The organism is Klebsiella sp. 141153 (genome assembly GCF_032601995.1).
Classification (GTDB): domain Bacteria; phylum Pseudomonadota; class Gammaproteobacteria; order Enterobacterales; family Enterobacteriaceae; genus Klebsiella; species Klebsiella aerogenes.
This window is the reverse complement of the sequence record NZ_JAQIRJ010000013.1, coordinates 130,898-154,903: the sequence shown is the minus strand read 5'-3', so window position 1 is coordinate 154,903 and position 24,006 is coordinate 130,898. Positions and strand designations below refer to the sequence as shown.

19 protein-coding genes are annotated in these 24,006 nt (G+C 52.4%); 4 read left to right on the top strand and 15 right to left on the bottom strand.

Features of this window, described 5'->3' with window-relative positions:
• Positions 1-3: 3 nt before the first annotated feature.
• The 8 genes from PGS10_RS21945 to PGS10_RS21910 form a co-directional block, all read right to left on the bottom strand.
• Positions 4-540 (bottom strand): fimbrial protein BcfE, encoded by a 537-nt coding sequence (locus PGS10_RS21945; protein WP_063413944.1) that lies wholly within the window; start codon positions 538-540, stop codon positions 4-6.
• Positions 540-1,547: a fimbrial protein BcfD gene (locus PGS10_RS21940; protein ID WP_316423484.1), complete on the bottom strand. Its 1,008-nt coding sequence runs from the start codon at positions 1,545-1,547 to the stop codon at positions 540-542. Before PGS10_RS21940 ends, PGS10_RS21945 begins: the two co-directional genes overlap by 1 nt.
• Positions 1,548-4,151, bottom strand: a complete 2,604-nt coding sequence (locus PGS10_RS21935) for a fimbrial biogenesis usher protein (RefSeq protein ID WP_316423504.1) — start codon at positions 4,149-4,151, stop codon at positions 1,548-1,550.
• A gap of 7 nt (positions 4,152-4,158) precedes the next feature.
• Positions 4,159-4,845 carry a fimbria/pilus periplasmic chaperone gene (locus tag PGS10_RS21930; RefSeq protein ID WP_045395831.1) on the bottom strand — a complete coding sequence of 229 codons (687 nt, stop codon included), beginning with the start codon at positions 4,843-4,845 and terminating at the stop codon, positions 4,159-4,161.
• Positions 4,846-4,914: 69 nt separating this feature from the next.
• A complete protein-coding gene (locus tag PGS10_RS21925) occupies positions 4,915-5,457 on the bottom strand; it encodes a fimbrial protein BcfA (RefSeq protein ID WP_047043942.1) in 543 nt (180 codons plus the stop codon).
• A gap of 314 nt (positions 5,458-5,771) precedes the next feature.
• Complete coding sequence (locus tag PGS10_RS21920) at positions 5,772-6,464, bottom strand: winged helix-turn-helix transcriptional regulator (protein WP_047043940.1); 693 nt, start codon at positions 6,462-6,464, stop codon at positions 5,772-5,774.
• A 320-nt stretch (positions 6,465-6,784) separates the two neighbouring features.
• Positions 6,785-9,808, bottom strand: coding sequence for a chitinase (locus PGS10_RS21915; RefSeq protein WP_316423483.1), 3,024 nt, complete (start codon positions 9,806-9,808; stop codon positions 6,785-6,787).
• Between the two features lie 88 nt (positions 9,809-9,896).
• Positions 9,897-12,008, bottom strand: a complete 2,112-nt coding sequence (locus PGS10_RS21910) for a glycosyl hydrolase family 18 protein (protein WP_316423482.1) — start codon at positions 12,006-12,008, stop codon at positions 9,897-9,899.
• A gap of 390 nt (positions 12,009-12,398) precedes the next feature.
• Between PGS10_RS21910 and PGS10_RS21905 the strand changes: the two genes are divergently transcribed.
• Together PGS10_RS21905 and PGS10_RS21900 are read left to right on the top strand one after the other, a co-directional pair.
• A complete protein-coding gene (locus PGS10_RS21905) occupies positions 12,399-12,842 on the top strand; it encodes a winged helix-turn-helix domain-containing protein (RefSeq protein WP_316423481.1) in 444 nt (147 codons plus the stop codon).
• Between the two features lie 15 nt (positions 12,843-12,857).
• Positions 12,858-13,391, top strand: coding sequence for a glycoside hydrolase family 108 protein (locus PGS10_RS21900; protein ID WP_316423480.1), 534 nt, complete (start codon positions 12,858-12,860; stop codon positions 13,389-13,391).
• A 60-nt stretch (positions 13,392-13,451) separates the two neighbouring features.
• Here the strand turns inward: PGS10_RS21900 and PGS10_RS21895 are convergent, their stop codons facing one another.
• From PGS10_RS21895 to dnaK, 4 genes are all read right to left on the bottom strand, one after another.
• Positions 13,452-13,796 carry a phage holin family protein gene (locus PGS10_RS21895; protein ID WP_047043930.1) on the bottom strand — a complete coding sequence of 115 codons (345 nt, stop codon included), beginning with the start codon at positions 13,794-13,796 and terminating at the stop codon, positions 13,452-13,454.
• Between the two features lie 125 nt (positions 13,797-13,921).
• The gene (locus tag PGS10_RS21890; RefSeq protein WP_047043928.1) at positions 13,922-14,866 is read right to left on the bottom strand and encodes a LysR family transcriptional regulator; all 945 of its coding nucleotides are present in this window, start codon (positions 14,864-14,866) and stop codon (positions 13,922-13,924) included.
• Positions 14,867-15,036: 170 nt separating this feature from the next.
• Complete coding sequence (dnaJ, locus tag PGS10_RS21885; RefSeq protein WP_020079653.1) at positions 15,037-16,179, bottom strand: molecular chaperone DnaJ; 1,143 nt, start codon at positions 16,177-16,179, stop codon at positions 15,037-15,039.
• Positions 16,180-16,266: 87 nt separating this feature from the next.
• The gene (gene dnaK, locus PGS10_RS21880; protein WP_045395850.1) at positions 16,267-18,183 is read right to left on the bottom strand and encodes a molecular chaperone DnaK; all 1,917 of its coding nucleotides are present in this window, start codon (positions 18,181-18,183) and stop codon (positions 16,267-16,269) included.
• Positions 18,184-18,626: 443 nt separating this feature from the next.
• Between dnaK and satP the strand changes: the two genes are divergently transcribed.
• Positions 18,627-19,193: an acetate uptake transporter gene (gene satP / locus PGS10_RS21875; RefSeq protein ID WP_045395854.1), complete on the top strand. Its 567-nt coding sequence runs from the start codon at positions 18,627-18,629 to the stop codon at positions 19,191-19,193.
• Between the two features lie 40 nt (positions 19,194-19,233).
• Here the strand turns inward: satP and PGS10_RS21870 are convergent, their stop codons facing one another.
• The 3 genes from PGS10_RS21870 to tal all read right to left on the bottom strand — a co-directional run bounded on the left by PGS10_RS21870 (position 19,234) and on the right by tal (position 22,303).
• Positions 19,234-20,538, bottom strand: a complete 1,305-nt coding sequence (locus PGS10_RS21870; RefSeq protein WP_045395857.1) for an MFS transporter — start codon at positions 20,536-20,538, stop codon at positions 19,234-19,236.
• A gap of 113 nt (positions 20,539-20,651) precedes the next feature.
• A complete protein-coding gene (mog, locus tag PGS10_RS21865) occupies positions 20,652-21,239 on the bottom strand; it encodes a molybdopterin adenylyltransferase (protein WP_047078005.1) in 588 nt (195 codons plus the stop codon).
• Between the two features lie 110 nt (positions 21,240-21,349).
• Positions 21,350-22,303 (bottom strand): transaldolase, encoded by a 954-nt coding sequence (gene tal / locus PGS10_RS21860; RefSeq protein ID WP_045395864.1) that lies wholly within the window; start codon positions 22,301-22,303, stop codon positions 21,350-21,352.
• 202 nt (positions 22,304-22,505) lie between these two features.
• Between tal and PGS10_RS21855 the strand changes: the two genes are divergently transcribed.
• Complete coding sequence (locus tag PGS10_RS21855) at positions 22,506-23,936, top strand: alanine/glycine:cation symporter family protein (RefSeq protein WP_213797759.1); 1,431 nt, start codon at positions 22,506-22,508, stop codon at positions 23,934-23,936.
• Positions 23,937-24,006: the final 70 nt, after the last annotated feature.

Here is a 24,006-nt window from a genome sequence, read left to right as displayed (position 1 = left end):
CGCCTATTCATATTGCATATCGAAATACATCACCGCCGTCGCATTGCCGGAGGTCACGGTTGGTCGGGTAGATTTGTAGCGGATATAAAACGATAAGGTGTTGCGGCCCGTTTTCAGCGGATAGACCACCGAGCTGGTGTTATTGATGCTGACGGCATCCTGGTCCTCATCAAGGATCTCCACGCCAACGCCGCCAGCCAGCATTTTTTCGCTACCCATCCCGGTGTCACTCAGCGCCAGTAACGCCGGGTTGTCGCTGTCGGCAATGCCGGTAAACCAGATTTTGCTGCCGGTAATGCCCCGCGAGCAGTTTTTTAGATTGATGTTGAACGGCTTGAACTTCGTCGTCGTACCGGTAGAGGGGAAATCCTCCACCGAGAACTGACCTAAATCGATACTCTGGCTGAGGCTGGAAATTTCGACATCGCAGGTTTGCGCGACAATCGTGCCGGTAAATTCCAGGTTGTAACCGCTATCGTCGGCGTAGCAGCCGTTACCGCACAGCAGGATAAGTAAGATAAAGTACTGAAACAGGCGCATTAATCGAAATCCACCCGTAAGTTAGCCAACGCGGTAAAAGCGCCTTCCGCCGGCGTCTGGCCGGTGGTGCTGACCGGATACGCTTGCAGGGAAAGGGTCGCCTGTCCGTTTTCATCGGTAGTAAAAGGCTCGACGCTGCTGGCGTCATTGGGTGTTAATACCGTGCCATCGCTGCTTTCGACCACAACGCCAACATCAGGATTATCGGTGGCGATAGCCTGGCTTAAGTGGCTATCGGCGGTGGCTATCAACCGCAGACTCAGGCTAACCTGTGAATCCACCCCACTGCACTTCACCGGCACGGTGAATCTTTTATTACGGACACCGGTTGGTTTTTCTCCGACGCGATTGAAACCGCCGCTGTACAGTGAGCCAAAATCAACGAGGATGGTTTGCCCGGCGTTAATCTCGCAGCTTTGCGGCACGGTCACGCTGCCGCTGTAGACAATGCTGTATACCACGGTACTCAGCGGATCATCCCCGGTGGTGGTGACATAAACGTTAAACATGGTCTTCGGTTCGATATTTACCGTGCCAATAAATGGTTTAACCACCTTAAGCTGAAATACCAGGTTTGAATCATGTACCGGGAATGGTGAGCCATTGTTAACGTTGGCGTCATAGCCCATATAGACATAATCCATTGGAGGATAAAACACCCCGGCCGCCGAGTCTTCGATGCGCATCGCCCCTTCAAGATAGGTGCCATCCAGCTGCATATATTTCCAGTCGCCGTTGGTTTCCACTATCGATGAAGAAGCGACATACGAACGAAACGTCCGCCCGGAATCTGAAGAACCCGCAGGGCAAATCGCCTGCACGTTTACATCCTGGTTTTTACTCAGCTGAGTGGTCGAACCGGCCTGATTTTGCGCTGCCGTCAGCGTCGTCGTCAGGTCATAATCGACCGTCGCAGGCGAGCCATTGGTATTCTGGCAAACGGCTGCCAGACTACCGCGGGCCAGCAGCAGCCCCATTAACAGAACAAGAAAAGAGACAGGCTTCATTTAGCGACATTCCAGATGCTGACGCGCCAGCGGTTGGCTCACGTCGGGGAGATGATAATGAGTGAGGCATTGTTGGTCGGGCTGCGGCCCCCACTGCGCTTTCAGCGTGCCCTGCGGGCTAAGGCCGGAAAGATACACTTCACCGTCGTCGCCAACGATGCCTTCTTCAGGCGCGCCAGCAATAGTGACCGTGGCGCCGAACGGTAGCGGTTTTCCTTCATGGTTTAGCGTCAACAGCGCGCGCTCGCCGATTCGAGCGGTAAAGTTCGCCAGCACCAGCGCCCCTTGGGTGGGAACGACATTGATCACCGCATCATCAATATCGACATCGTCTTTTAGCGAATTAACGTCCAGCGCCATGCGGTTCTGGCGATAGGTCGTGGCATACGGCACCACCGCATAGCCGCGACCATCGGTGTGGATCCCCGGCTGATCTTCGATATTAACGTTGCCAGCCCCCGGCACGGCGATAAGAACATTGGTATCGCCCAACGGCTGGCTGAGGGTAAGACCATGAGCATGCGCGACCATGCCGCCGCTGAGGCCATAGTTCAGTTGTCGATAATCGCCATGATTGCTGTTGTTGTAGCCGACATTCAGGTTACCCTTCGCGCCATCGTATTCCAGGCTGGCGGAACCGCTCTCGCCAACGCCCTGATTCTGGTAGCCCTGCTGCACGCTGTAGCTCAGATTGTTTTGATCCAACAACGTGCCGCTGATACCGCTATTTTGCGTTACGCCGCCGTGTCCATCGCTACTGGTGGAAAACGTCGCATAAACGTTATGACGACGCTGGGTGATATCGTCGCCGTGGGTAAGCCACTGGCTGAGCGGTAGCGAGATATTAAGCGCCAGAGCCTGGTCGCGTTCCTCCTCGCCGGGCGCGCGGCTGCTGCTATATGACAGGCTCCACGAGACCCCGGCCAGCGTGTCGCTGTAGCCAATTTGCAGTAATTTATTGCTTTCATCGGTGTGCCAATAGCTCTGTTGGCTGCCGGTGATGTACAGCGAGCCAAAATGCCCGAACTGCTGAGAGATATTGACCTGTACCTTGCCGCGTTTGGTGTAATAGAGGTTGTATTCATCGCCGGCATCGCGCTCGCCGTCGTCGTCCTGCTGGCCGTTATAGCCTGACATTCGCTTCCACGCAGTATCATCGAGCGTATAAAAACCAGAGGTCGAGTAGCGATAGCCCAACAGTTGAAAATGGGTGCCCAGGTCGTTCAATGATTTGGCATATAAAAAGCGCAGCGATTGTCCCTGATGTTCGCTCTCATCCGCCAGAGTGCTGTAAGCCTGGGTAAGATCGACAGAAATCGCTCCCCAGTCGCCGAAGTTAGCCCCTGTACCCAGCGCCAACGCGCGGTAATCGGAGGCAAACTGCGTTCCGCCGTACAGCGTAAAGCCGTGCGGCAACCCCCACATCAGGGTCGCCTGGCCGAAACTCACATCCCGCTTCTGGCTGCTATCGCCGCGATAGGTCGCCGCAGTGGCGGCGTATTTCACCCGCCCCTCGCGTTGCAAAACCGGTACGGCGGCATAAGGGACGCTATAACTGGAAATGCTGCCATCGGACTCCTTGAGCTCGACGTTGAGATCGCCGCTGGAGGAGGTCGGATAGAGATCGTCAATAGTGAAGGCGCCAGGCGGTACATAGCGCTGGTCGATGGTGTAGCCATTCTGGCGAATCGTCACCTGGGCATTGCTTTTCGCGATGCCGTGGATAGTCGGCGCGAAGCCTTTCATGCTGTCCGGCAGCATATTGTCATCAGACGCCAGCTGTAGCCCGCGAAACGGCAGGCTATCGAAAACGCCTGCAGGGGTATAGCTGTCGCCTGCCGTCAGTTCGCCTTTTAACTTCGCTACATCACGTTCAATGTAGGTGCTGATGTGCTGCAAGTCGCTTTTATTCTGCTGATTACCGCTGTTGTAGTTCCATGTCGAGTAATCACGTAAACGCCAGGCGCCAAGATTTAAGCCGCTGTTAAGCCCCAGGAAGTAGCTGTCGCTATTGGTGCCGCCAGCGCTACGGTCCCGGCTATTCGCGCCGGTAAACGTATAGTTGAGCAGCAATGCATTGATACCTTCATCCCAGTTTTGCGGCGGAATATAGCCCCGCGCCCGGGTGTTCAGCGCCGCCTGCGGAATGCTGATATTCAGCCGCTGCTGATTAAAGTCAAAAGCGCTGGAGGCGGCAGGGATCGCCGCCGCGAGATCGACGCAGTCCCCCACGCTTGCCTTCGCCAACGGTGGAAACGCGCTGATATTCACGTTCATGCCGTTGAGCATTTCGGGCGTCAGGCAGGCGCGTAGACCTGAGCCATCGGTAGCTTGCGGGTTCGCGCGAAAAGCGATATCGCGCGTCGTCAGCAATGCGCCATTAAGGTAGACATCGACCCGATAAACTCCCGGCGCCTGACCGTTACCCTCAAAATGCGACAGGTCAGCGATTTTCGACGGGTCGTCAGATAAAAAGGCAGGGTTAAAATAGTTTTCCGCCCAGCCGCGCGGCAGCGTACATACGCTTGCCGAGATTAGAGCCAGGCTGATAAGCGCAGGTAGTCTACCCACCGTCAACTGGCGAGCGGCGACATCGAGTTTCAACACAATCTTACTGGCTCAGACAGGTTTGCTGCGGCGTGGTGGCGCCGAAATCGTTAATCGACTGGAAAGTCACCTGCCCTGTTCCGCCGTGCAAGTTTATCTCGCTTTTCGGCGGCACCATCGCATTGGCTAATTTCTGCCCGCCCACATGAATATCAACCAGCGAGACATAATACGGGGAAGGATTGGCGATACTCAGGCGGTCACCGGCACGCTGACAGCGTAACATTCCCGGCGCGTCTACCGAGGCAACAGACAAGTGTTTAGGGCGAATAAACAGTTTAATAACGCTTTGCGTGGCGATTTGCAGTGAATTAGCCGCCAGCTTACTTTTATTAACCGAAGGGATGGCCTTACTGTTGAGATAAAAGACGCTTTCGCGATCTGTCGGCAACGAGGGGCCAACGTACATGATACGCAGCAGATTTTCTTTTCCCGGCTGAATGACGAACAGCGGCGGGGTAACGACAAAATCTGCGCTTCTGCCGCCATCGGCGTTCGCCACCCACGACTGGATTAAAAATACATTATTGCTGGAAGAGTTAATCACCGGCAGAGAAACCTGCTTATCGCCCTGCGGATAAATAACTCGGGTCGAACCCAGCGCTATGCCACCCGCATGGGCCAGTTGAGTCATTCCCAACGCCGCCAGCAGCAAGAACGAAAATAAAATCGGGGTAATTCGCGTACTCATTATTTGATAACCAGGGAGAAGATGAAATGCATCCCTCCGCTGACAACAGCGGAGGGATGCGGATACCAATCAGGAATAGACCATACTGAAGGTCGCGGTTGCCGCAACGTTACCCGCCGTGGCCGCGCCGGTAGCGACATAATCCACGCTCAGCGGCACGGTGTTTTCACCATCAATCAGGGTGATGGTGCCGGAGGTATCGCCGATATTCAGAACCTGCCCATCCGGGCCATATAACTGCAGCGCAACGTTTGTCGCCGCACCCGCGCCAGCGGTGTTCGCCAGCGAACCTGCGAGCGTGCTGTCCTGCTGACCATTAAAAATCACCGCCGCATTCTGGCTGACCGTGGTGTCGCAGTCCTCCAGTTTGATTGAGAAATCTTCTTTCTGATTGGCAACCATTCCAGATGCCGTCAGTTTGCTGGTGCGAACCTGGCTCAGGATTACGGTCTGATCGATAGAGTCAGCGGAAACGGAGCATGCGGCATTCACAACCTGCCCCGTAAAATTCACCGTACCGCCGGAGACCGTCGTGGTGTCCGCATTCGCAGCGCAGGTCATACCGCTCGCCGCCATGGCAGTTATTACCATCGCTAAAAGATGTTTTTTCATAAATAACCTTTTAAATACACAAGTCGAAAATAAATTAATAACGAATTTTAGTACCGAGCCCTCTTCACAGAGATCTCATGCTGGTACCGGGCGCAAAAACGTTAAAAGTTGTAGCGTACAGAAATACTATATTCAATGAATAGCAAGCCCTGCACTGATTTATAAGCGCTAATAGAGAATAAATTTCTGCCGTTATTTAATTATTATAAATTGGCCAGGGAGTTGCAATCTACAATGACTGTTTTTATAGGACCTTTCTTAACTACATGTTTTTCCAGGAAATAATTTCTTGAATCTGTTATTTAATGCAGTCTTTAGTAGGCCAGAGGCAGTTTCTTAACCCCTAACAAACGTCCGCCATCTATATTGATATAACCGCCCTTGCGCAATTCAGAAAGTAGCTTCATAGTACGACTTCGCGATATTCCGGTTCGTCGTTGAATAAAATTCAGAACATTAATACTCTGGCGATATTCGTCGCTATAGGCGGCAATTTCGATTAATAACGCACGAACCTTGAGATAAGAGTCAACGCCAACCAGTTCCCGATCGCGAACGTTCATCACCATCAAACGATAGGCGAGAAAACGGGCGACATCGTGCCAAAGATTGCACTCATCCGTGACCTTAATGAAATCCGCTAGCGGGACCGCGCGACCACAGCATTCTGTTTCAGCAATCAAAAAATGTTCCGGGCGGGTAGGAACATCGTAGGTGACGCCGTAGCTATCAATCAGCCCTGCAATTGACGGAGCAAAAACCGATAACACATTCAACCCTCTGTCGCTGCGACAAATAGAGAAGATGCCGGACTCCAGCAACACAATGCGGCTGCTCTGCTCGGTATACAGCGAAAATTCTTCACCCGGCTGCACGATGAAAGGCTTACCAAATGGCAGAAGTGCAGAAAATAAGGCATCAATCGCAGCATGAGGTTTAGCCTGTTGAGAGAAAATATATGAGTGCAAGGCATTCTCATTATCATTTTCGAAACCATTTAATTTCATTATATCTTCATTAAATATCCATAATCATATGAGAAATAAAGATATACACACATTCGTTAGCCTGCAATTAATAATAAATAAATATTAAATATAGTATAAATGTATGATGAAAGCACAAATAATCAATCATTTATCAAATAAGATAATCCTCAAACAAATAACCAACAAAGTTCTCAAAATATCATTAATCATTTTTAACATCAGCCGTTCATGACAAATGAAATTATTTTTTATGATATAACAAGAAAGTGAAAAGGCAGCGATCCAGAATAGTACCTATGCTGAATCACCGCCTTTACGCTACATGGAATAAAGCTCAATTAATTAAAATAGCGCGGGGCCGCGTAGTACCCCGCCATTTTCTCCGCTAACCAACCGCCATCTTCACCGTTGGAATGAATGGTAGTGATACTGACTGTAGAACCTCCGCCCCACAGCACGGCAAAGACGTTATAGTCCGGCAGATTTAACGCCTGCATTTGGCTCCAATCGTATCCGCCATCCCGGCGCAGAAAATCGCCTACCGTCGCAACACCATACGTTGTGCTGTTCACCGCGGTATTTAACAACGCCGGAGTAATGGCGTTGATATCGCTGCCAATCCGCGAATCCCCCATGAAGAACGTCCCGCCGGATGCAAAATGCGCCGCAGCGATTTTACTGGTTCCCTCAGCCACTGTCGGCATATGGCCGCCCGGGATCTGCCACAACATCGCTGGTTTCTGCAACGCTCTGGCCGTCTCCTTCACCATACCCAGATAGTTAAACCAGCAGGTGGCGTTCCAACCGTAGTGGGCTAAGGCATCCGAGCTGAAGCAGTCGCGTTCGAATTTATCAAATACGATAAAGTCTGGCGCATAGTCGCCGCTGTACACGCCCAATTCATTAATGAATTCAGCAATCGCCGCCCCTTGTTCAATCGGTGCGGCATTGGCGCGCAGCAGCCAATCTGCCGTGCCCGTCGCCCAGACGTTAGTCTGCCAACCAAAAGCGATATCAGGCGCGAACTGGCGAACGATATAGTTAATCGCCTGCACGTAGCCATACAAATCGTTGCTGAAGGTCGGCAGTGCCGGCGCGCTGAAACCAGGAGTCGCAGGGAGCGCGTTAATCGCCGCCGCCAGTTGTACATTCACCTGCACGCTATTGGCTTTCCGCAGCGCGGTATAGCCATAAGGCTCCTGCTGCATAGCGCCCAGGAAGTCCGGATTGAGGACGAAGGTTGCCGGAACCGGATGCTGCTCATCTTTCCAGGATTGCGCCGCCAGACACTGGGTAATGAAGTTACCAAAGTGATTGCGTAAACGTTGTTCATCCTGCAGATCCGATACCGCGCTGCCGCCGCTGGCATTGGCGGTATAGACCACCATTACCGGCATTACCGCGCGGCCCGCTTCGGCTTCGATCTGGCGAACCAGCGGCACCGTTTTGTGGATCGGTAGCGAAGCATAATCCAGGAAACCATCGCCATTGCTGTCCACTTCCGCCGCCGGGATCGGATCGCCGCCGCCATCAAAACCATCATATTTAAACAGCGCGCTGCAAGGCACATTGCGATACAAATCAACCGTCTCTGCCGCATTCACCGTCACACCGCCGTGCGCCAGATAATTCGGCCACCCTTTTACCTGCAGCGGAACGCCCTGGACAAATTCAAGCGCGACACTATTAACGCTTTGCAGTAAACGCAATGGCGAGCCGATGTCGCAACGCCACGGCGTACCGGCAATATACACATCCGCTACCTGTACGCTATATTCCCCGGCGGCCAAACGCAGCGGCAGCTTCTGCTGGCGAGCGTCGCTTTGCAGCACGAAACTATACTGATAGCTGCCACAGCAGAAACGATAACGCTGCGCGGCCGTCCCCTGCGGTAAGCCTAATACCGTCACCGCGACCTCAACAAAGCTGTCGCTCGCAACGGGCGTTTTTTGTAATGCCACGTTAACCTGCGCCGTCGTGTCGACCTTCGGCACAATGGTTGCGGCCTGCGCCGCGGTGGTGAGCAACTGGTTGTTCATCGTCGTCGGCTGCAGACAGATAGCATATTGATGATTGGCCAATAGCCGGGTAACGCGCTGTGGTTGATTCGCCATCAGCGTCAGCGTTCTTTCACACACGCCTGCTTCCGACCATAGCTCAACAACGACTTCCGCGCCCGCCAGATCATCGTCCGCCAGCAGCAGATCGATCGCGGCAAAAATTACCGGCGGTTGATAAGCAATCTGACAGCGCTCAACGGCATTACCTGCAGCAAGCGCCAGCGTATAGCATTCTGTAACGGGCGAAATTCTCATCTCATCGTTACACAGTTCCAGTGCCGTAATAACGTAGCTACCGGCGCTCAGATCGCCAATGGTCAGCGTCGCGCCCCACTCTCCGGTAAAGCGCTGCTGGCGGCCATCAGAGTATTGCAGCTCAATTTCCGGCTTCAGCGAGGTGCTCTGCGCCTGCGTCGGGAATTGCAGAATAATTTGTCCCTGGCGTCCAGGGTCGTGAGCCAGCGTCGCCGTCAGGTCACTCAGCACGACGGGCGTTTGCGTGGCCGAAAGATAAAACTCCAGTACCGCCGATTTACCAGCAGCCAACAGATACTCGCCGTCATTATTGATTGTGATGGTATTTTTTTCTGTCGGCCAGCCACCGTCGCTGGCTAGCGTTACCGCCTGGTTACCCATCATGGTGCCGCTAAATGGGCTGTACGGATCGGGATGCGCTGTCGCCGTGAAGCCTAATTTCAACTGATTAATATCGACGGACTGCGAATACTGATTCGTCAGCGTCAGGGCTATGCGTTGATACCAGCTGGCGGCTTTTACCTCCCCGGAAACCAGGGTCAGTCCTGCGCCGGTAATCGCCTCATCGGCGGGCGCTTCAGGTTCAACTTCATCAGCAGAATCATCCGCGGGTATTTCAGGTTCTGGTTCAACTTCATCAGCGGTGTCATCCGCCGGTTCTTCAGGTTCTGGTTCAACCTCATCTGCGCTATCGGAAGCCGCCAGAGTCAGGGTGAAGGTAGATAATTTTACCGGTACCTGGGTGGCCGCCAGGCTAAAGTATAGGGTACCGCTTTCCCCAGCCTGCAGCAGCAGCTCACTGCTGTTGTTTATAATGATTTCATTGAATTCCAGGGTTCCCTGAGCGGTATCACGCAACGTTAGCGAACGATCCCCTTTCAGCGTACCTCCTGTATTTCCCCACGGATCCGGATGCCCGGAGGCGGTAAAGCTAATTGCAGCCTGGTTCAGATCTACCGGGCGGTTACTTTCGTTTGTGAAGGTTAACGTGACTTTCTGATACCAGCTATTCACATCAATCCGGCTATTTTTAATTACAACGGTCATCAACTCGATTCCTCATTCCCTGGTGGAAAAAAGCCCCGGTAAACCGGGGCTTTGTCATGGAGCCCATACCTCGTTAAGCGCAGAAATATTAGTAAGCGCCTAAGTCAGTCCATGCGCCGCTCTGACCGCAGTTCAGGTCAGGCTGGTCGCCCTGGGACCACCATTTCACCTGGTAGTTGTGACCTTTCCAGCTCACGGTTTCGAAGGTACCCCAGCTTGCGCCGTACACGGTGTTGGCATCCCACAGCGCGTGAGGCGCATCCTGGCCTGCCGCATCATCGGAAGAGGAGTCATCTTCAGCCGGTTTGGTATCTTCGTCAGGAAGCGGAATAACGTCGGTTTCATCTTCTTCATCAGCCGGTTTTGGTTCAACCTGGGCAGCAGCCGGAACCGCAGTCAACACAAAACGCTGCTGAGTGGACGGTTCGTTGTAGCAGTCACGAACGAATAAGGTGAACTGGAACGCCGTTTTCGCGCTGACCTCAGGCACGACGAACTCAATCACTTCCGCCGTTTTATCCGCGACGCTAATTTCTGACGGCACGCCCCAGCTAAAGGTCAACTCGTCTTTATCTTCATCGGAAGAACCGGCGCCGGACAACTGAACGGTAGAGCCGCCCACAACCAGCAGCTCAATAGCCGCTTTCGGCGCATGATTGACGTCCGTTTTCTGATCGTCTTCTTCAGATTCATCTTTTTCAACATTGATGCCTTCGAAGTAGAACGGGTCCATATCGATAGTTTCAGACTCAATTTCATAACCCAGACCTTCACGAGCCGCGTTCAGCAACACGCCGTTGTCCTGGTCGATAGTCCAGGTGAACATGCCGCCCAGACCCAGTTTCGCCGCGTATTCGCCTTTGGCTTTGACGCTGCGCGGAGTATCCAGCGACATAAACAGTTTGGATTCCGGGTTGTACAGATAGTCAGCGTCAGCCACCCGATCGGTATAAACGTTGAAGCCATTACGACCCTTCTGGTTTTCCAGATCCAGGTAGTTGTAGATCACGTCATACCATTCATTGGTACCGGACTCGAAAGTACCGGTGGTATCGCCGTTACCTGGGTTATAGGTGCCTTTCAGCGGAGACAGCGACTCCAGCTCAACGTTACGGCCATTACGGGTATAGCCGGCATAACCAATGTTGATATTTTCAGCCGGGAAACCTTCGGACAGCAGATGCTCCACAATAGTGTTTACACCCCAACCGCCCGCTTCCAGCGCATTCAGGTTAGTATGATGGGCAACGGTTTCCGCCCACGGGGTGCCGAAGAAGTCATAGGTCATCAGGTTGATGCCGTACAAGCCCGCTTTCATCAGCGCTTTCACGTTGGAGTAATCAAACGTCTTCACGACCGCGGAGCTGGCGATGGAGATTTTCACATTGCTCAGGTTGGCGGAATCGAGTTGTTTACGCAGTTCGCCAATCAGCAAGGCGTAGTTTTCGCCATCTTCCGGACCGCAAGGGTTACCGGCGCCTTCGGCATTCGGATATTCCCAGTCGATATCCACTTCGCTGAACATCGGGAACTGTTTGAACAGTTTCACCACGCCTTTGGCGAAGGTTTTACGGGCGGAATCAGACGCTGCGGTTTCATGGAAACCGTTGCTCATGGTCCAGCCGCCGATGCTCATCGACAGTACCAGGTTGTGGCCCTGCTGTTTCGCTTTCGCCTGCAGGTCACGCAGACCTCCGAGCAGGCCTTTGGTGTTCTCCTGGGTTACGGTTTTCGGATCAACGTCCCAGCCGCTAACGCTATGTCCAACGTTGACGTAAGACTGGAAGTCGCCCCACGGGTCGAGGAAGGTCGGTTCGTACTTCACTTTGCCGCACTGCTCTGCCCCTTCGGCCACCACATCGCGATACAGACCATCCACTTTATGGAAGCCGGTTACGCCGACGAAGCCAACGATGATTTTATCGTAAGCAGTCGGGGATATATTGGTCAGGTCGTAGCCGCGACCGCGGTTATCTTTAGAGTCGTCTCCTTGCAGGCGACCATCATACTGAGACCAGTCGGTATAATAGCCAAATACCTTCGGCTTAGTGGTTGCTGCTTTATATTTGTTATAGACCGGCTTTGCGACACGCGCTGAAGTATAGCTATAGTTGCTGACTTCAGTTGCTGGATTAAAACCATCAGCGGCGTTGCTGGTTTCGGTAAGAGTATCGCCTTTAATCAGTTTGCTGGTAGCCATTTTAAATTTCCTTTTAAGTTTAAAAATTATCGCAGTTCGTTCTGCGAGAGCAATAATCCATTGCGCATTAAAAATTAGCTAATCACAAACCATCAGTAATTCATCAACGCCAGATAATTATCGTACTGAGACATCGATGAGGAACATCAGCCCAACATCATCGGGTCTAACAGGCTACCAAACCCACCTGAAGAGTAAAAAACAGACAGCATATTAAGTATGATTTAGGTAGTAATTAATTGTCATTTAACTTACATGAGATTATGTGACAAAGGTCTCCCCAACAAACAACACTACAATAAAACCGATGACAAAAAATGGATTAAGCCATTTCTTGTGCAATATATTCATCGACGACAATCAGGATGTGCAAATCTAAAGGAAGACGTTATGAAAACTTATCTCATCAATAACAACTGCATCTACAACGAACAGAAATATGAACTAAGAACGAGCTCAAATTCGCAAGTTATTCGAATGACAGCAATGCGTTCTAAATGTCTTAGCTTCATTATTGAAAACGCTCATCTGGAGATTATCGAACGGCAGAAAATCGCCAATGAGTTATGGGGTAGCAGAAGTCATTTTGTGAATGATGCCAATCTAACGCAGATACTGTATTTAATCAGACGAGATCTCAAAGCACTCGGTATAAACGATCTTTTCATCACTATCCCGCGCCAGGGGCTGCAGGTAAACAAAGACATCGCCATTGAGAAAGTCGAATCCAGGAAACCGAAAGTCAGAAATCAGTTTTTCCGTAAAACCCTGGCGGCTCTCACCACCGTCTTTTCCGTCACGCTAGGTACAATGATGTACATGCACATTCATTAATTCAGGGAGAATAAAATGAATCCAATTATTGATGGGATCCTGGGGCTGGAAGGCGGCTATAGCGCCAATCCAAAGGACAAAGGCGGAGAAACTAACTGGGGTATCACCGAAGCAACGGCGCGAGCGCACGGTTATCAGGGAAAGATGAGCGAGCTTTCTCACAATGAGGCCTATACGATTCTGGAGACCGATTACTGGATCAAACCCGGCTTCGATCAGGTATCGCAACTCTCCTGGTCGGTAGCATTTGAGCTGTGCGACGCTGCGGTGAATATTGGTCCTCACCATCCCTGCATGTGGCTACAGCGCTGGCTTAACGTGATGAATCGCGAGCAGCAATACTACCCGGATATAAAAACAGATGGCAACATCGGCCCGCTAACCCTGAATGCGCTGAATGACTATTTGACGCGACGAGGTAAAGAAGGAGAACAGGTGTTAGTCAAAGCGCTGAACTGCAGCCAGGGGGCTTATTACCTGGAGATCGGCGAAAAGCATCGACAAAATGAAGAGTTCATTTACGGCTGGATTAAAAACCGGGTGACATAGTTGACGCGCGCGCATCGGTAATAAAAGACTCAAGGATGAGCCTTTTATTACGTAGTAATACTACTTAAGCTTAGTACCACCAAGCGTATTTTTTACTTTCTCGCCCAGTATTTTTAAAATTGGACCGGCAAAAACGCCGCCTAATCCTGCGGCTAACAGTACCATATTAAAGCTAAATCCTTTTTCGATTGCGAGAGCGCTAAGGAGAAAACTGGTAAAACAAGATATCACCACCTGGGTCAGGCAGTTCATAATTCCCTGATGCGTTTCGCTACTCTCTTCCTTATTTTTACGGAGAAGGAAACTGACGAATCCACCCCAGGCGCCGATAGAAATAATGGTTAGAAGTATTTCTACTTCCAGTAATACAACTTCCGTTGTTTCTAAATGATTAGGTATAGACATAATCGCTCCTGCATCACTAAAGTTAAAAAAGATTCATCAGGAGTGTAAGTGGCGCAGTAGGGGAAAGGTAATCAAAGAATATCAAGACTAACCACATCATCTTAATGACGGTAAGATGATGGAACTTACCGTCTGAATGATGACAGCGTATGTAACATGGAAACCGTTTCATTGATCGCTGATATATTTTTGCTATTTTTGTTCCATGAAGCATAAACCTGCACGGACTTGAACATTAACTCTGGTGGCGGTTGGATAAAATTTATATCGTATTTACGCTGATTTTTATAAAATAGCGCCAGCTTTAAAGGCAATAACGCAATCAACGCGGTTCTTTCTACCATGCCAACCAGCCCGGTGATAGAGTCGCTGCAATAGCCCATGGTACGTGAACCGTCATAATAAACATCATCTTTAAATAATCCGTTATCAGTGATGATGGAAGGCGAGGAAATGCCGGGTTGATACATGGCATGGCGGGAAGAGTAGAACTGATGCAAAGAAAGCTGCGATAGTTCGCTGAATAAGTGACTTTTGGCACAAATACAGACGAAATTTCTGAAGCTATCAATCATTTGATTATCGAGCCCGGGCTCAACCAGCGGCTCAGATCCGATCGATAAATCGCATTGCGCCGTCAGTAAAAGCTCTTTAGCTTTATCGCGGCTAATATTGCGGGATGAAAAATGATTGATAACGCCCTGTTCAAAAAGCGCGCTACCGTACAGTTGGGAAAGGTAATAACTTTCAATGAAGTCGCTACCAAGGATCGTAATCCGGGTATCATCATCCTTGTTTTCTGTCAGAAAGGTATTATCGACAAGCAACATGGCCTGGCGAAAACTATGGTGGATCTCAAGCGCTTTCGCCGTTGGCAGTAAACCATCTTTACTTCTGACAAACAGCTCCTGGTGATAGAAGTTTTGTAGTCGTCTTAATGCCAGAGAGACCGCAGCAGGTGTAATGGCCAATTTTTTCGCCGCCTTCGCGGCATTACCTGCCGAAATGACAGCGTCAAGAACCTTGATTAAATTATAATCAAAGCCCTTATTGGCACCTTTCGATCCCATCCACTGTCAGCCTCTTTTATCGAAAAAAGCAATATAGATAATACTCAAAATAAATCAAATCCGGACATGTTAAACAAAGTATAGCGTTTTCCGCCAGCGACCGAAGTTGGGATAGAAAAAAGCCTGAACAAAAATGTTCAGGCTTGTGCTAATAACGTGGGTAAACGCAATTAACGCGTTAAATCATCGAAGAATTTTTTCACGCCATCGAAGAAGCTTTTGGAACGCGGGCTGTTTTTCTCCCCCGTCGGACCACCGAAAGTTTCCTGCAACTCTTTAAGCAATTGCTTCTGCTTATCGTTAAGACCGACCGGTGTTTCAACCACCACGCGACACAGCAGATCGCCCTGAGCACCGCCACGAACGGACTTAACGCCCTTGCCGCGCATGCGGAACAGTTTGCCGGTTTGCGTTTCGCCAGGCACTTTCAGGTTAACGCGGCCATCCAGCGTCGGTACTTCAATCTCGCCGCCAAGCGCAGCCATGGTGAAGTTGATCGGTACTTCGCAGTACAGATTATTCCCCTCACGCTCGAAGATCGCGTGCTGTTTGACCTGTACCTGAACGTACAGATCGCCCGCCGGAGCGCCATGCTCGCCGGCTTCGCCTTCGCCAGCCAGACGAATGCGATCGCCGGTATCGACGCCAGCCGGGATTTTCACCGACAAGGTTTTGGTTTTTTCAACGCGACCGTGACCGTGACATTTATTGCACGGATCTTTAATCAGCGTACCGCGTCCCTGACAGTGTGGACAGGTTTGCTGAACGGCAAAAAAGCCCTGACGCATCTGGACCTGACCGGAACCGTGACAGGTTGGACAGGTCTGCGGCTGAGTGCCGGATTTGGCGCCGCTGCCGTGGCAGACATCACACTCTTCCAACGTTGGAATGCGGATTTCTTTGGTAACGCCGCGGACCGCTTCTTCCAGCGTCAATTCCATGTTGTAACGTAGATCTGCGCCGCGCGCCGCGCGTTGACGGCCACGACCGCCGCCGAAGATATCGCCGAACACGTCGCCAAAGATATCGCTGAAATCCGCGCCGCCGCCGAAGCCGCCGCCGAAACCGCCGCCGCCCATGCCGCCTTGTTCAAACGCGGCGTGGCCGTACTGATCGTAGGCTGCACGCTTCTGGGCATCAGTCAGGACTTCATACGCTTCTTTGATTTCTTTAAATTTGGCTTCGGCCTCTTTGTCACCCTGGTTACGGTCCGGGTGATACTTCATGGCCAGGCGCTTATACGCCTTTTTGATTTCACGCTCTTCCGCTGTTTTGGAAACGCCTAAAATCTCGTAATAATCTTGCTTTGCCATTGGTGTTTTTCAGCCCCTTAACATGCGTGCACGGGCGGAGAGGAAACCTCTTCGCCCGTGCCAGTGTTTTACCCGTTCAAAGGGCGATTATTTTTTGTCTTTCACTTCTTCGAACTCAGCGTCGACAACATCGTCGTCCTTCGCGCTGTTCTCTTGCGCGTCAGCACCGCCAGCCTGCTGCTGTGCATGCTGCTGCTGAGCGATTTCCATCAGCTTCTGGGAAGCCTGGGCCAGCGCCTGCATCTTCGCTTCGATGTCCGCTTTATCTTCACCTTTCAGGGAAGCTTCCAGCGCGGTCAGCGCAGACTCGATTGCAGTTTTGTCATCAGCCGGCAGTTTGTCGCCTGCTTCTTCAACCTGCTTACGGGTGCTGTGCAGCAGATGGTCGCCCTGGTTACGGGTCTGAACCAGCTCTTCGAACTTACGGTCAGATTCAGCGTTAGCTTCCGCTTCGCGAACCATTTTCTGAATTTCTTCTTCATTCAGACCGGAAGAAGCCTTGATGGTGATCTTCTGCTCTTTACCGCTGTTTTTATCTTTCGCGGAAACGTGCAGGATACCGTCAGCATCGATATCGAAGGTTACTTCGATCTGCGGCATACCGCGCGGCGCTGGGTTAATACCATCCAGGTTGAACTGACCCAGAGATTTGTTATCAGAAGCGCGTTTACGCTCACCCTGCAGCACATGGATGGTTACCGCGGACTGGTTGTCTTCCGCAGTAGAGAACACCTGGCTGTGCTTGGTCGGGATAGTGGTGTTTTTGCTGATAAGCGCGGTCATCACGCCGCCCATGGTTTCGATACCCAGCGACAGCGGGGTAACGTCCAGCAGCAGAACGTCTTTAACTTCACCAGTCAGAACACCCCCCTGAACCGCTGCGCCGATAGCCACAGCTTCATCCGGGTTAACGTCTTTACGCGGTTCTTTACCAAAGAACTCGGCAACTTTCTTCTGCACCATCGGCATACGAGTCTGACCACCAACGAGGATCACGTCGTTGATATCGGAAACGGACAGACCGGCATCCTGCAGGGCAACTTTCAGCGGCTCGATGGAACGGTTAACCAGATCTTCAACCAGGCTTTCCAGTTTCGCGCGAGTCACTTTAATGTTCATGTGTTTCGGACCGGTCGCGTCTGCGGTGATATACGGCAGGTTAACGTCGGTCTGCTGAGCGGAAGACAGCTCAATTTTCGCTTTTTCTGCAGCTTCTTTCAGACGCTGCATCGCCAGCGGGTCGTTGCGCAGGTCAATGCCCTGCTCTTTCTTAAACTCGTCAACGAGGTAGTTGATCAGACGAGTATCGAAGTCTTCACCACCCAGGTGGGTATCACCATTGGTTGCCAGCACTTCGAAGGTTTTTTCGCCGTCAACTTCGTCGATTTCGATAATAGAAATATCGAAGGTACCACCACCGAGGTCGTATACCGCGATAGTACGGTTGCCGACTTCTTTATCCAGACCGTATGCCAGCGCAGCGGCAGTCGGTTCGTTGATGATACGTTTGACTTCCAGACCCGCGATACGGCCGGCATCTTTGGTTGCCTGACGCTGAGCATCGTTGAAGTACGCAGGTACGGTGATAACAGCTTCAGTTACCGGCTCACCCAGGTAATCTTCAGCGGTTTTCTTCATTTTCTTCAGCACTTCAGCAGAAATCTGCGGCGGCGCGGTTTTGGTGCCTTTCACATCAAGCCATGCGTCGCCATTATCTGCGGCAACGATTTTGTACGGCATGATGGAAACGTCACGCTGAACTTCTTCATCCTGGAAGCGGCGACCAATCAGGCGTTTAATCGCAAACAGGGTGTTTTGCGGGTTTGTCACTGCCTGACGTTTAGCCGGCTGACCAACCAGAGTTTCACCATCCTGGGTATAGGCAATGATAGAAGGCGTGGTGCGATCGCCTTCGGCGTTCTCCAGCACGCGAGCGGTAGTGCCATCCATAATCGCTACACAAGAGTTGGTAGTACCCAGGTCGATACCAATAATTTTACCCATCTAAACGTCTCCACTAAAAATTCGATCAACATGTGGTTGTGAACCTGTAATAAGGGCGAAACGTGCGGTTTCAACTACCCTGACATCATTTTTTTTCAGGTTCTTCACTGCGGTTGACTACAAGATGGGGTCGCGCTGGTTTTCATCAAGGGGCAGGCCAAAAAAAATTTTTATGGCAGAGCACAGGTGCGAGAGCGAACAACATGCCAGACGGACAAAATAGCCGTCATAATCCATACAAAAAAATAAATAGTAAATAAGAACATATTCACTGGATATCGCACGAGTTCGCCAAAGAGTTCGCCATTATCGCCGCGAAAGGTAAATTGCTGAAAAATACCCCGCCAGATCATAGACAGCCTCTGCACGCCTCATTATTATGCCGCGCCCCACCGCAAGTGGCGGGGTAATGCTTCCCTTTCTAATCATTATTTTGAGGAATTATGGGCAACACTAAGTTGGCTAATCCGGCACCGCTGGGCCTTATGGGTTTCGGCATGACCACTATTCTGCTTAACCTGGCGAATAGCGGCCTTTTCGCATTCGATGTAGCTATCCTGGCGATGGGCATTTTTTACGGCGGCATTGCGCAAATTTTTGCCGGCCTGCTCGAGTATAAAAAAGGCAACACCTTTGGTTTAACCGCTTTTACGTCCTACGGCTCCTTCTGGTTGACGTTGGTCGCGATCCTCCTGATGCCGAAAATGGGCCTGGCTGATGCGCCGAATCCGCATTTCCTGGGCATGTATCTTGGCCTGTGGGGTATCTTTACGTTGTTCATGTTCTTCGGCACGCTGAAAGCCGCGCGCATGCTGCAGTTCGTGTTCCTGAGCCTGACGGTGCTGTTCGCGCTGCTGGCGATTGGCCACCTGGTTGATAACGAAGGCATTGTTAAAATTGCCGGCTGGATCGGCCTGGTATGCGGCGCGAGCGCTATTTACCTGGCGATGGGTGAAGTGTTGAACGAGCAGTTCGGCCGTACCGTCCTGCCGATTGGCGAGCCACGCTAATGGCCTGCCGCCGCCCACAACGCGGGCGGCGGCGTTAAATTTAACGCTGCAGTTCTCCTTGCGGTAAAACCGCCTGCGCCGTCAACCCCTGACGCAGCCAAATACCCAGACCCAGCCCCATCAGCGACAGCGCCAGTACGTACCAGGCCGGCGCCATCGGCGAAACCCCCATCAGCATCGTGACGGCAATCGGCGTCAGGCCGCCGAAAATGGCGTATGACAAATTGTAGGAAAACGAGATGCCGGTAAAACGCACTTCCGCCGGGAAGGCGCGCACCATTACGTAAGGTACCGCCCCCACCACGCCGACACACAGTCCAACCGTGCCATACAGCAGGAACAGCCGCTGCGGGCTGGCGCCGGAAAGGTGGTAAAAGGCCCAACTGGCCGCCGCTAACAGCAGGCTACCGACGATAAAAGTGCGGCTGGCGCCGAATCGGTCTGCCGCCAGACCGGCGAGTAAACAGCCAATACACAGCATAATCGTGGCGATGCTATTGGCCTGCAGGGTAATCGCCGGCGCAAAGCCATAATGTTTTTGCAGCCACACCGGCGACATCAGGATCACCACTACCACCCCGGCGGAAAGCAGCCAGGTGAGTAGCATCGAAACGATAACGGCCTTCTGGTGCTTGAGCGCCACCGCCTTCACCGGCAGCTCCTGCGCCAGCGCTTTGCGCTGTTGCATCTCAAGAAATATCGGCGTCTCCTGCAGCCAACGACGCAGGTACATGGCTACCAGACCGAACACGCCACCCAGCAGGAAAGGAATACGCCAGCCGCCGTCGTGGATACCCTGCGGCGTCATGCTGGTGTTGATAAGCGTCGCCACTACCGATCCCAACAGGATCCCAACGGTCAACCCCGCGGTCAGGGTGCCGCAGGCGATACCGATGCGTTTTTCCGGGACATGTTCGGCTACAAAGACCCAGGCACCCGGCACTTCACCGCCAATCGCCGCCCCTTGTAAAATACGCATGAGCAGTAATAGCAGCGGCGCAACGATGCCCATTGAGGCATAGGTCGGCAGCAGGCCGATCGCCAGCGTCGGCAGCGCCATCAGCAGAATACTGAGGGTGAACATTTTTTTGCGACCGACCAGGTCGCCAAAGTGGGCCATGATAATGCCGCCAAGAGGGCGCGCCAGATAACCCGCGGCAAAAATACCGAAGGTCTGTACCTGACGTAGCCATTCCGGGATATCCGCCGGGAAGAATAGTTCGCCGACGACGGCGGCGAAGAAGACAAAGATGATGAAGTCATAAAACTCCAACGCCCCGCCGAGGGCGGCCAGCGTCAGAGTTTTATAATCTTGTCGATTCAGTGCTCGGGTGTGTTGTGACATAACTGACGTTTCGTCCGCAGTAATATTACGCAATGTGTAAAGTAAAAAACACTATACCGTAAATAAAACAGCACACCACCGGCAATACAGGTTATATCAGCAATGCATTAAATTCAGGATAAAGTTTCACGCCGTGCGCTTTTCGGGCGAAAAGCTGCTACAACGCTCGCTTCCGTCTCCACATACGGCCCCTCAAGCAACTGTACACAATAAGGTACACTTGCAAAGACACCATGCACCAGCACTTTACCTTCAGCGTCTTTCACCCCTTCGAGGGTTTCCTGAATGGCTTTCGGCTGGCCTGGCAGGTTGAGGATCAGCGCCTGCTTGCGGATGACGCCAACCTGCCGGGATAGGATAGCCGTCGGCACAAAGTGTAGGCTAACCTGGCGCATTTGCTCACCGAAACCGGGCATCACACGATCGGCAATGGCTAAAGTTGCGTCCGGGGTCACATCACGACGCGCCGGGCCGGTGCCGCCGGTGGTTAACACCAGATGACAGCCCATCTCGTCAACCAACTCGCACAGCGTCTGTTCAATGATGGGCTGTTCATCGGGAATCAGGCGAGTCTGCAGTTCAAAGGGCGTTGTCAGCGCACGCGACAGCCACTCTTCCAACGCAGGAATACCTTTGTCCTGGTAAACGCCGCTGGAGGCGCGGTCAGAAATAGAAACTAAGCCGATGCGTAATTTATTCATATTCATTCCGTTCAAATAGTGCAATTAAGCGGAATGATACACGCTGGAGAGAATTACAGACAGGATTCAAAAGAAGTAGCGTGACCGGCAGCCCGGTCACGCTGGGATGATTACAGCAGGTCGCCGATCATTTTTTCCAGTTTTTCCTGGTCGATGGCAAACTTACGGATACCTTCCGCCAGTTTGTCTACCGCCATCGGATCCTGGTTGTGCTGCCACAGGAACTGGGATTCAGTAATGCGTTCCGGACGCGCTTTCACTTCGCCGCTGAACGCCAGTTTACGTTCGATAGCGCCTTCGCTTTCCGCCAGCTCTTTCAGCAGCGCAGGGGCGATGGTCAGACGGTCGCAGCCGGCCAGCTCAAGGATTTCGCCAACGTTACGGAAGCTTGCGCCCATTACCACGGTTTCATAGCCGTGCTGCTTGTAGTACTCGTAGATTTCGCTAACGGAAACCACGCCCGGATCTTCTGCCGGCGCGTACTCTTTCTTATCCGTGTTCGCTTTGTACCAGTCGAGGATACGGCCAACAAACGGAGAAATCAGGAAGACGCCCGCTTCGGCGCAAGCGCGAGCCTGAGCGAAGGAGAACAGCAGGGTCAGGTTACAGTTGATGCCTTCTTTTTCCAGCTGCTCGGCGGCGCGAATACCCTGCCAGGTCGAAGCCAGTTTGATCAGAATGCGATCGTTGCCAATACCGGCATCGTTATACAGTTTGATCAGGCGTTTTGCTTTAGCGATGGAAGCGTCGGTGTCGTAGGACAGACGGGCATCAACTTCAGTAGAAATACGGCCCGGGATCAGTTTAAGGATTTCGAGACCGATGTTCACCGCCAGTTTGTCGGAAGCATCGATAATCTGCTGTGCGCGATCGCTGCTCTGGCTGCGAGCCCAGGCAACAGCGTCGTCAATCAGCTTACGGTACTCAGGGATCTGAGCCGCGCCGAGGATCAAAGAAGGGTTGGTGGTGGCATCCTGAGGCTGATACAGCTTCATTGCCGCGATATCTCCGGTGTCAGCTACGACAGTGGTGTACTGACGCAGAGAAGTCAATTTATCCGTCATGATAGTGTTTCTCTTAAACAGCAGTTAAGGGGATGTAACCGGTCTGCCAAGATGATAACACGCCATAGGGTCAGCGCAACCGCCGACAATGCAAGAGCGCAGAGTGTGATAAACTCGACATATTAATTATCTGAATGCTAAAGGATTGTCACCGGAGTGGTAGCGCTTACACCGCGCGCCGGCATGGACAAGAGGACGTTTAATGCCTGATTTTCTCTCGTTTATCAATGAAATACTCTGGGGCTCGGTAATGATTTATCTGTTACTGGGCGCCGGTATTTGGTTCACCTGGCGAACGCAATTTGTGCAGTTCCGTTATATTCGTCAGTTTGGCAAAAGCCTTAAAAAAAGCCTCCGCCCGCAGCCCGGCGGCTTAACGTCTTTTCAGGCGCTGTGCACCAGTCTGGCGGCGCGCGTCGGCAGCGGTAATCTGGCGGGCGTGGCGTTAGCGATTGCCGCCGGCGGCCCCGGCGCGGTGTTCTGGATGTGGGTCTCCGCGCTACTCGGTATGGCCAGTAGCTTCGCTGAATGCTCGCTTGCCCAATTGTACAAAGAGCGCGATAGCGCAGGCCAGTTCCGCGGCGGCCCGGCGTGGTATATGGCTCGCGGCCTTGAGATGCGCTGGATGGGCGTGGTCTTCTCGATTCTACTTCTGCTTGCCTACGGGGTGATTTTCAATACCGTGCAGGCCAACTCGGTGGCGCACGCCATGGCCTATGCCTTCGATTTTCCGATGGCCGCCGTCGGCGCCGCGCTGGCTGCCGCGACGCTGTTGATTATCGTCCGCGGTTTACGCGGCGTGGCGCGATTGATGCAGTGGTTTGTCCCGCTGATGGCCATGCTGTGGGTCGGCGCCAGCCTGTTGATTGGCCTCTGGCACTTCTCCGCCCTACCCGCGGTCTTTGAAACCATCTTCCGCTGCGCTTTCGGCTGGCAAGAAGCAGCGGCGGGCGCGGTGGGCTATACCATCAGCCAGGCGCTTACCGGCGGTTTCCAGCGCGGGATGTTCTCCAATGAAGCGGGGATGGGTTCCACGCCAAACGCGGCGGCTACCGCGGCTTCATGGCCGCCGCATCCGGCGGCGCAAGGCATCGTCCAGATGATTGGCGTCTTTATTGATACCATCGTTATCTGTACCGCCAGCGCGGTGATTATCCTGCTGGCGCCGCGCGAAAACCGCGATAATGTGGTCAGTGGGATTCAAACCATGCAGCACGCGATGGGCGATCTCATTGGCAGTTGGGGTCCTGGTCTGGTGGCTGCCGTACTACTGCTTTTCGCTTTCAGTTCGATTGTCGCCAATTATATTTATGCCGAAAATAATCTGATCTTTCTGCGACTCAATAAGCCGCTGCATATCTGGACGCTCCGGGTCATTACCGTATTCATGGTACTGGCAGGCACTCTGGTAAGCCTGCCGGTGGTCTGGCAATTGGCGGATATTATTATGGCGCTGATGGCTATCACTAACTTAACGGCGATTTTGCTGCTGTCGCCAACGGTACGGATCCTCGCCAGCGATTATCTGCGCCAGCGAAAACTCGGCGTACAGCCGGTCTTCGATCCCGCTCGCTATCCGGAAATTCAGCAACATCTGGCGCCAGGCGCCTGGGATGAGATACCGCGTGAATAGCGCGGTAATCGCAGCAATCGCTCCCACCGTACTCTTTTTTTGTTAAAATTCGTCGAAATTCCCTGCAAGG

Excerpts from the sequence above, each read along its gene's own strand:
- PGS10_RS21945 (WP_063413944.1), bottom strand. The coding sequence starts at position 540 with ATGCGCCTGTTTCAGTACTTTATCTTACTTATCCTGCTGTGCGGTAAC.
- PGS10_RS21940 (WP_316423484.1), bottom strand. The coding sequence starts at position 1,547 with ATGAAGCCTGTCTCTTTTCTTGTTCTGTTAATGGGGCTGCTGCTGGCC.
- PGS10_RS21930 (WP_045395831.1), bottom strand. The coding sequence starts at position 4,845 with ATGAGTACGCGAATTACCCCGATTTTATTTTCGTTCTTGCTGCTGGCG.
- PGS10_RS21925 (WP_047043942.1), bottom strand. The coding sequence starts at position 5,457 with ATGAAAAAACATCTTTTAGCGATGGTAATAACTGCCATGGCGGCGAGC.
- PGS10_RS21920 (WP_047043940.1), bottom strand. The coding sequence starts at position 6,464 with ATGAAATTAAATGGTTTCGAAAATGATAATGAGAATGCCTTGCACTCA.
- PGS10_RS21915 (WP_316423483.1), bottom strand. The coding sequence starts at position 9,808 with ATGACCGTTGTAATTAAAAATAGCCGGATTGATGTGAATAGCTGGTAT.
- PGS10_RS21910 (WP_316423482.1), bottom strand. The coding sequence starts at position 12,008 with ATGGCTACCAGCAAACTGATTAAAGGCGATACTCTTACCGAAACCAGC.
- PGS10_RS21905 (WP_316423481.1), top strand. The coding sequence starts at position 12,399 with ATGAAAACTTATCTCATCAATAACAACTGCATCTACAACGAACAGAAA.
- PGS10_RS21900 (WP_316423480.1), top strand. The coding sequence starts at position 12,858 with ATGAATCCAATTATTGATGGGATCCTGGGGCTGGAAGGCGGCTATAGC.
- PGS10_RS21895 (WP_047043930.1), bottom strand. The coding sequence starts at position 13,796 with ATGTCTATACCTAATCATTTAGAAACAACGGAAGTTGTATTACTGGAA.
- PGS10_RS21890 (WP_047043928.1), bottom strand. The coding sequence starts at position 14,866 with ATGGGATCGAAAGGTGCCAATAAGGGCTTTGATTATAATTTAATCAAG.
- dnaJ (WP_020079653.1), bottom strand. The coding sequence starts at position 16,179 with ATGGCAAAGCAAGATTATTACGAGATTTTAGGCGTTTCCAAAACAGCG.
- dnaK (WP_045395850.1), bottom strand. The coding sequence starts at position 18,183 with ATGGGTAAAATTATTGGTATCGACCTGGGTACTACCAACTCTTGTGTA.
- satP (WP_045395854.1), top strand. The coding sequence starts at position 18,627 with ATGGGCAACACTAAGTTGGCTAATCCGGCACCGCTGGGCCTTATGGGT.
- PGS10_RS21870 (WP_045395857.1), bottom strand. The coding sequence starts at position 20,538 with ATGTCACAACACACCCGAGCACTGAATCGACAAGATTATAAAACTCTG.
- mog (WP_047078005.1), bottom strand. The coding sequence starts at position 21,239 with ATGAATAAATTACGCATCGGCTTAGTTTCTATTTCTGACCGCGCCTCC.
- tal (WP_045395864.1), bottom strand. The coding sequence starts at position 22,303 with ATGACGGATAAATTGACTTCTCTGCGTCAGTACACCACTGTCGTAGCT.
- PGS10_RS21855 (WP_213797759.1), top strand. The coding sequence starts at position 22,506 with ATGCCTGATTTTCTCTCGTTTATCAATGAAATACTCTGGGGCTCGGTA.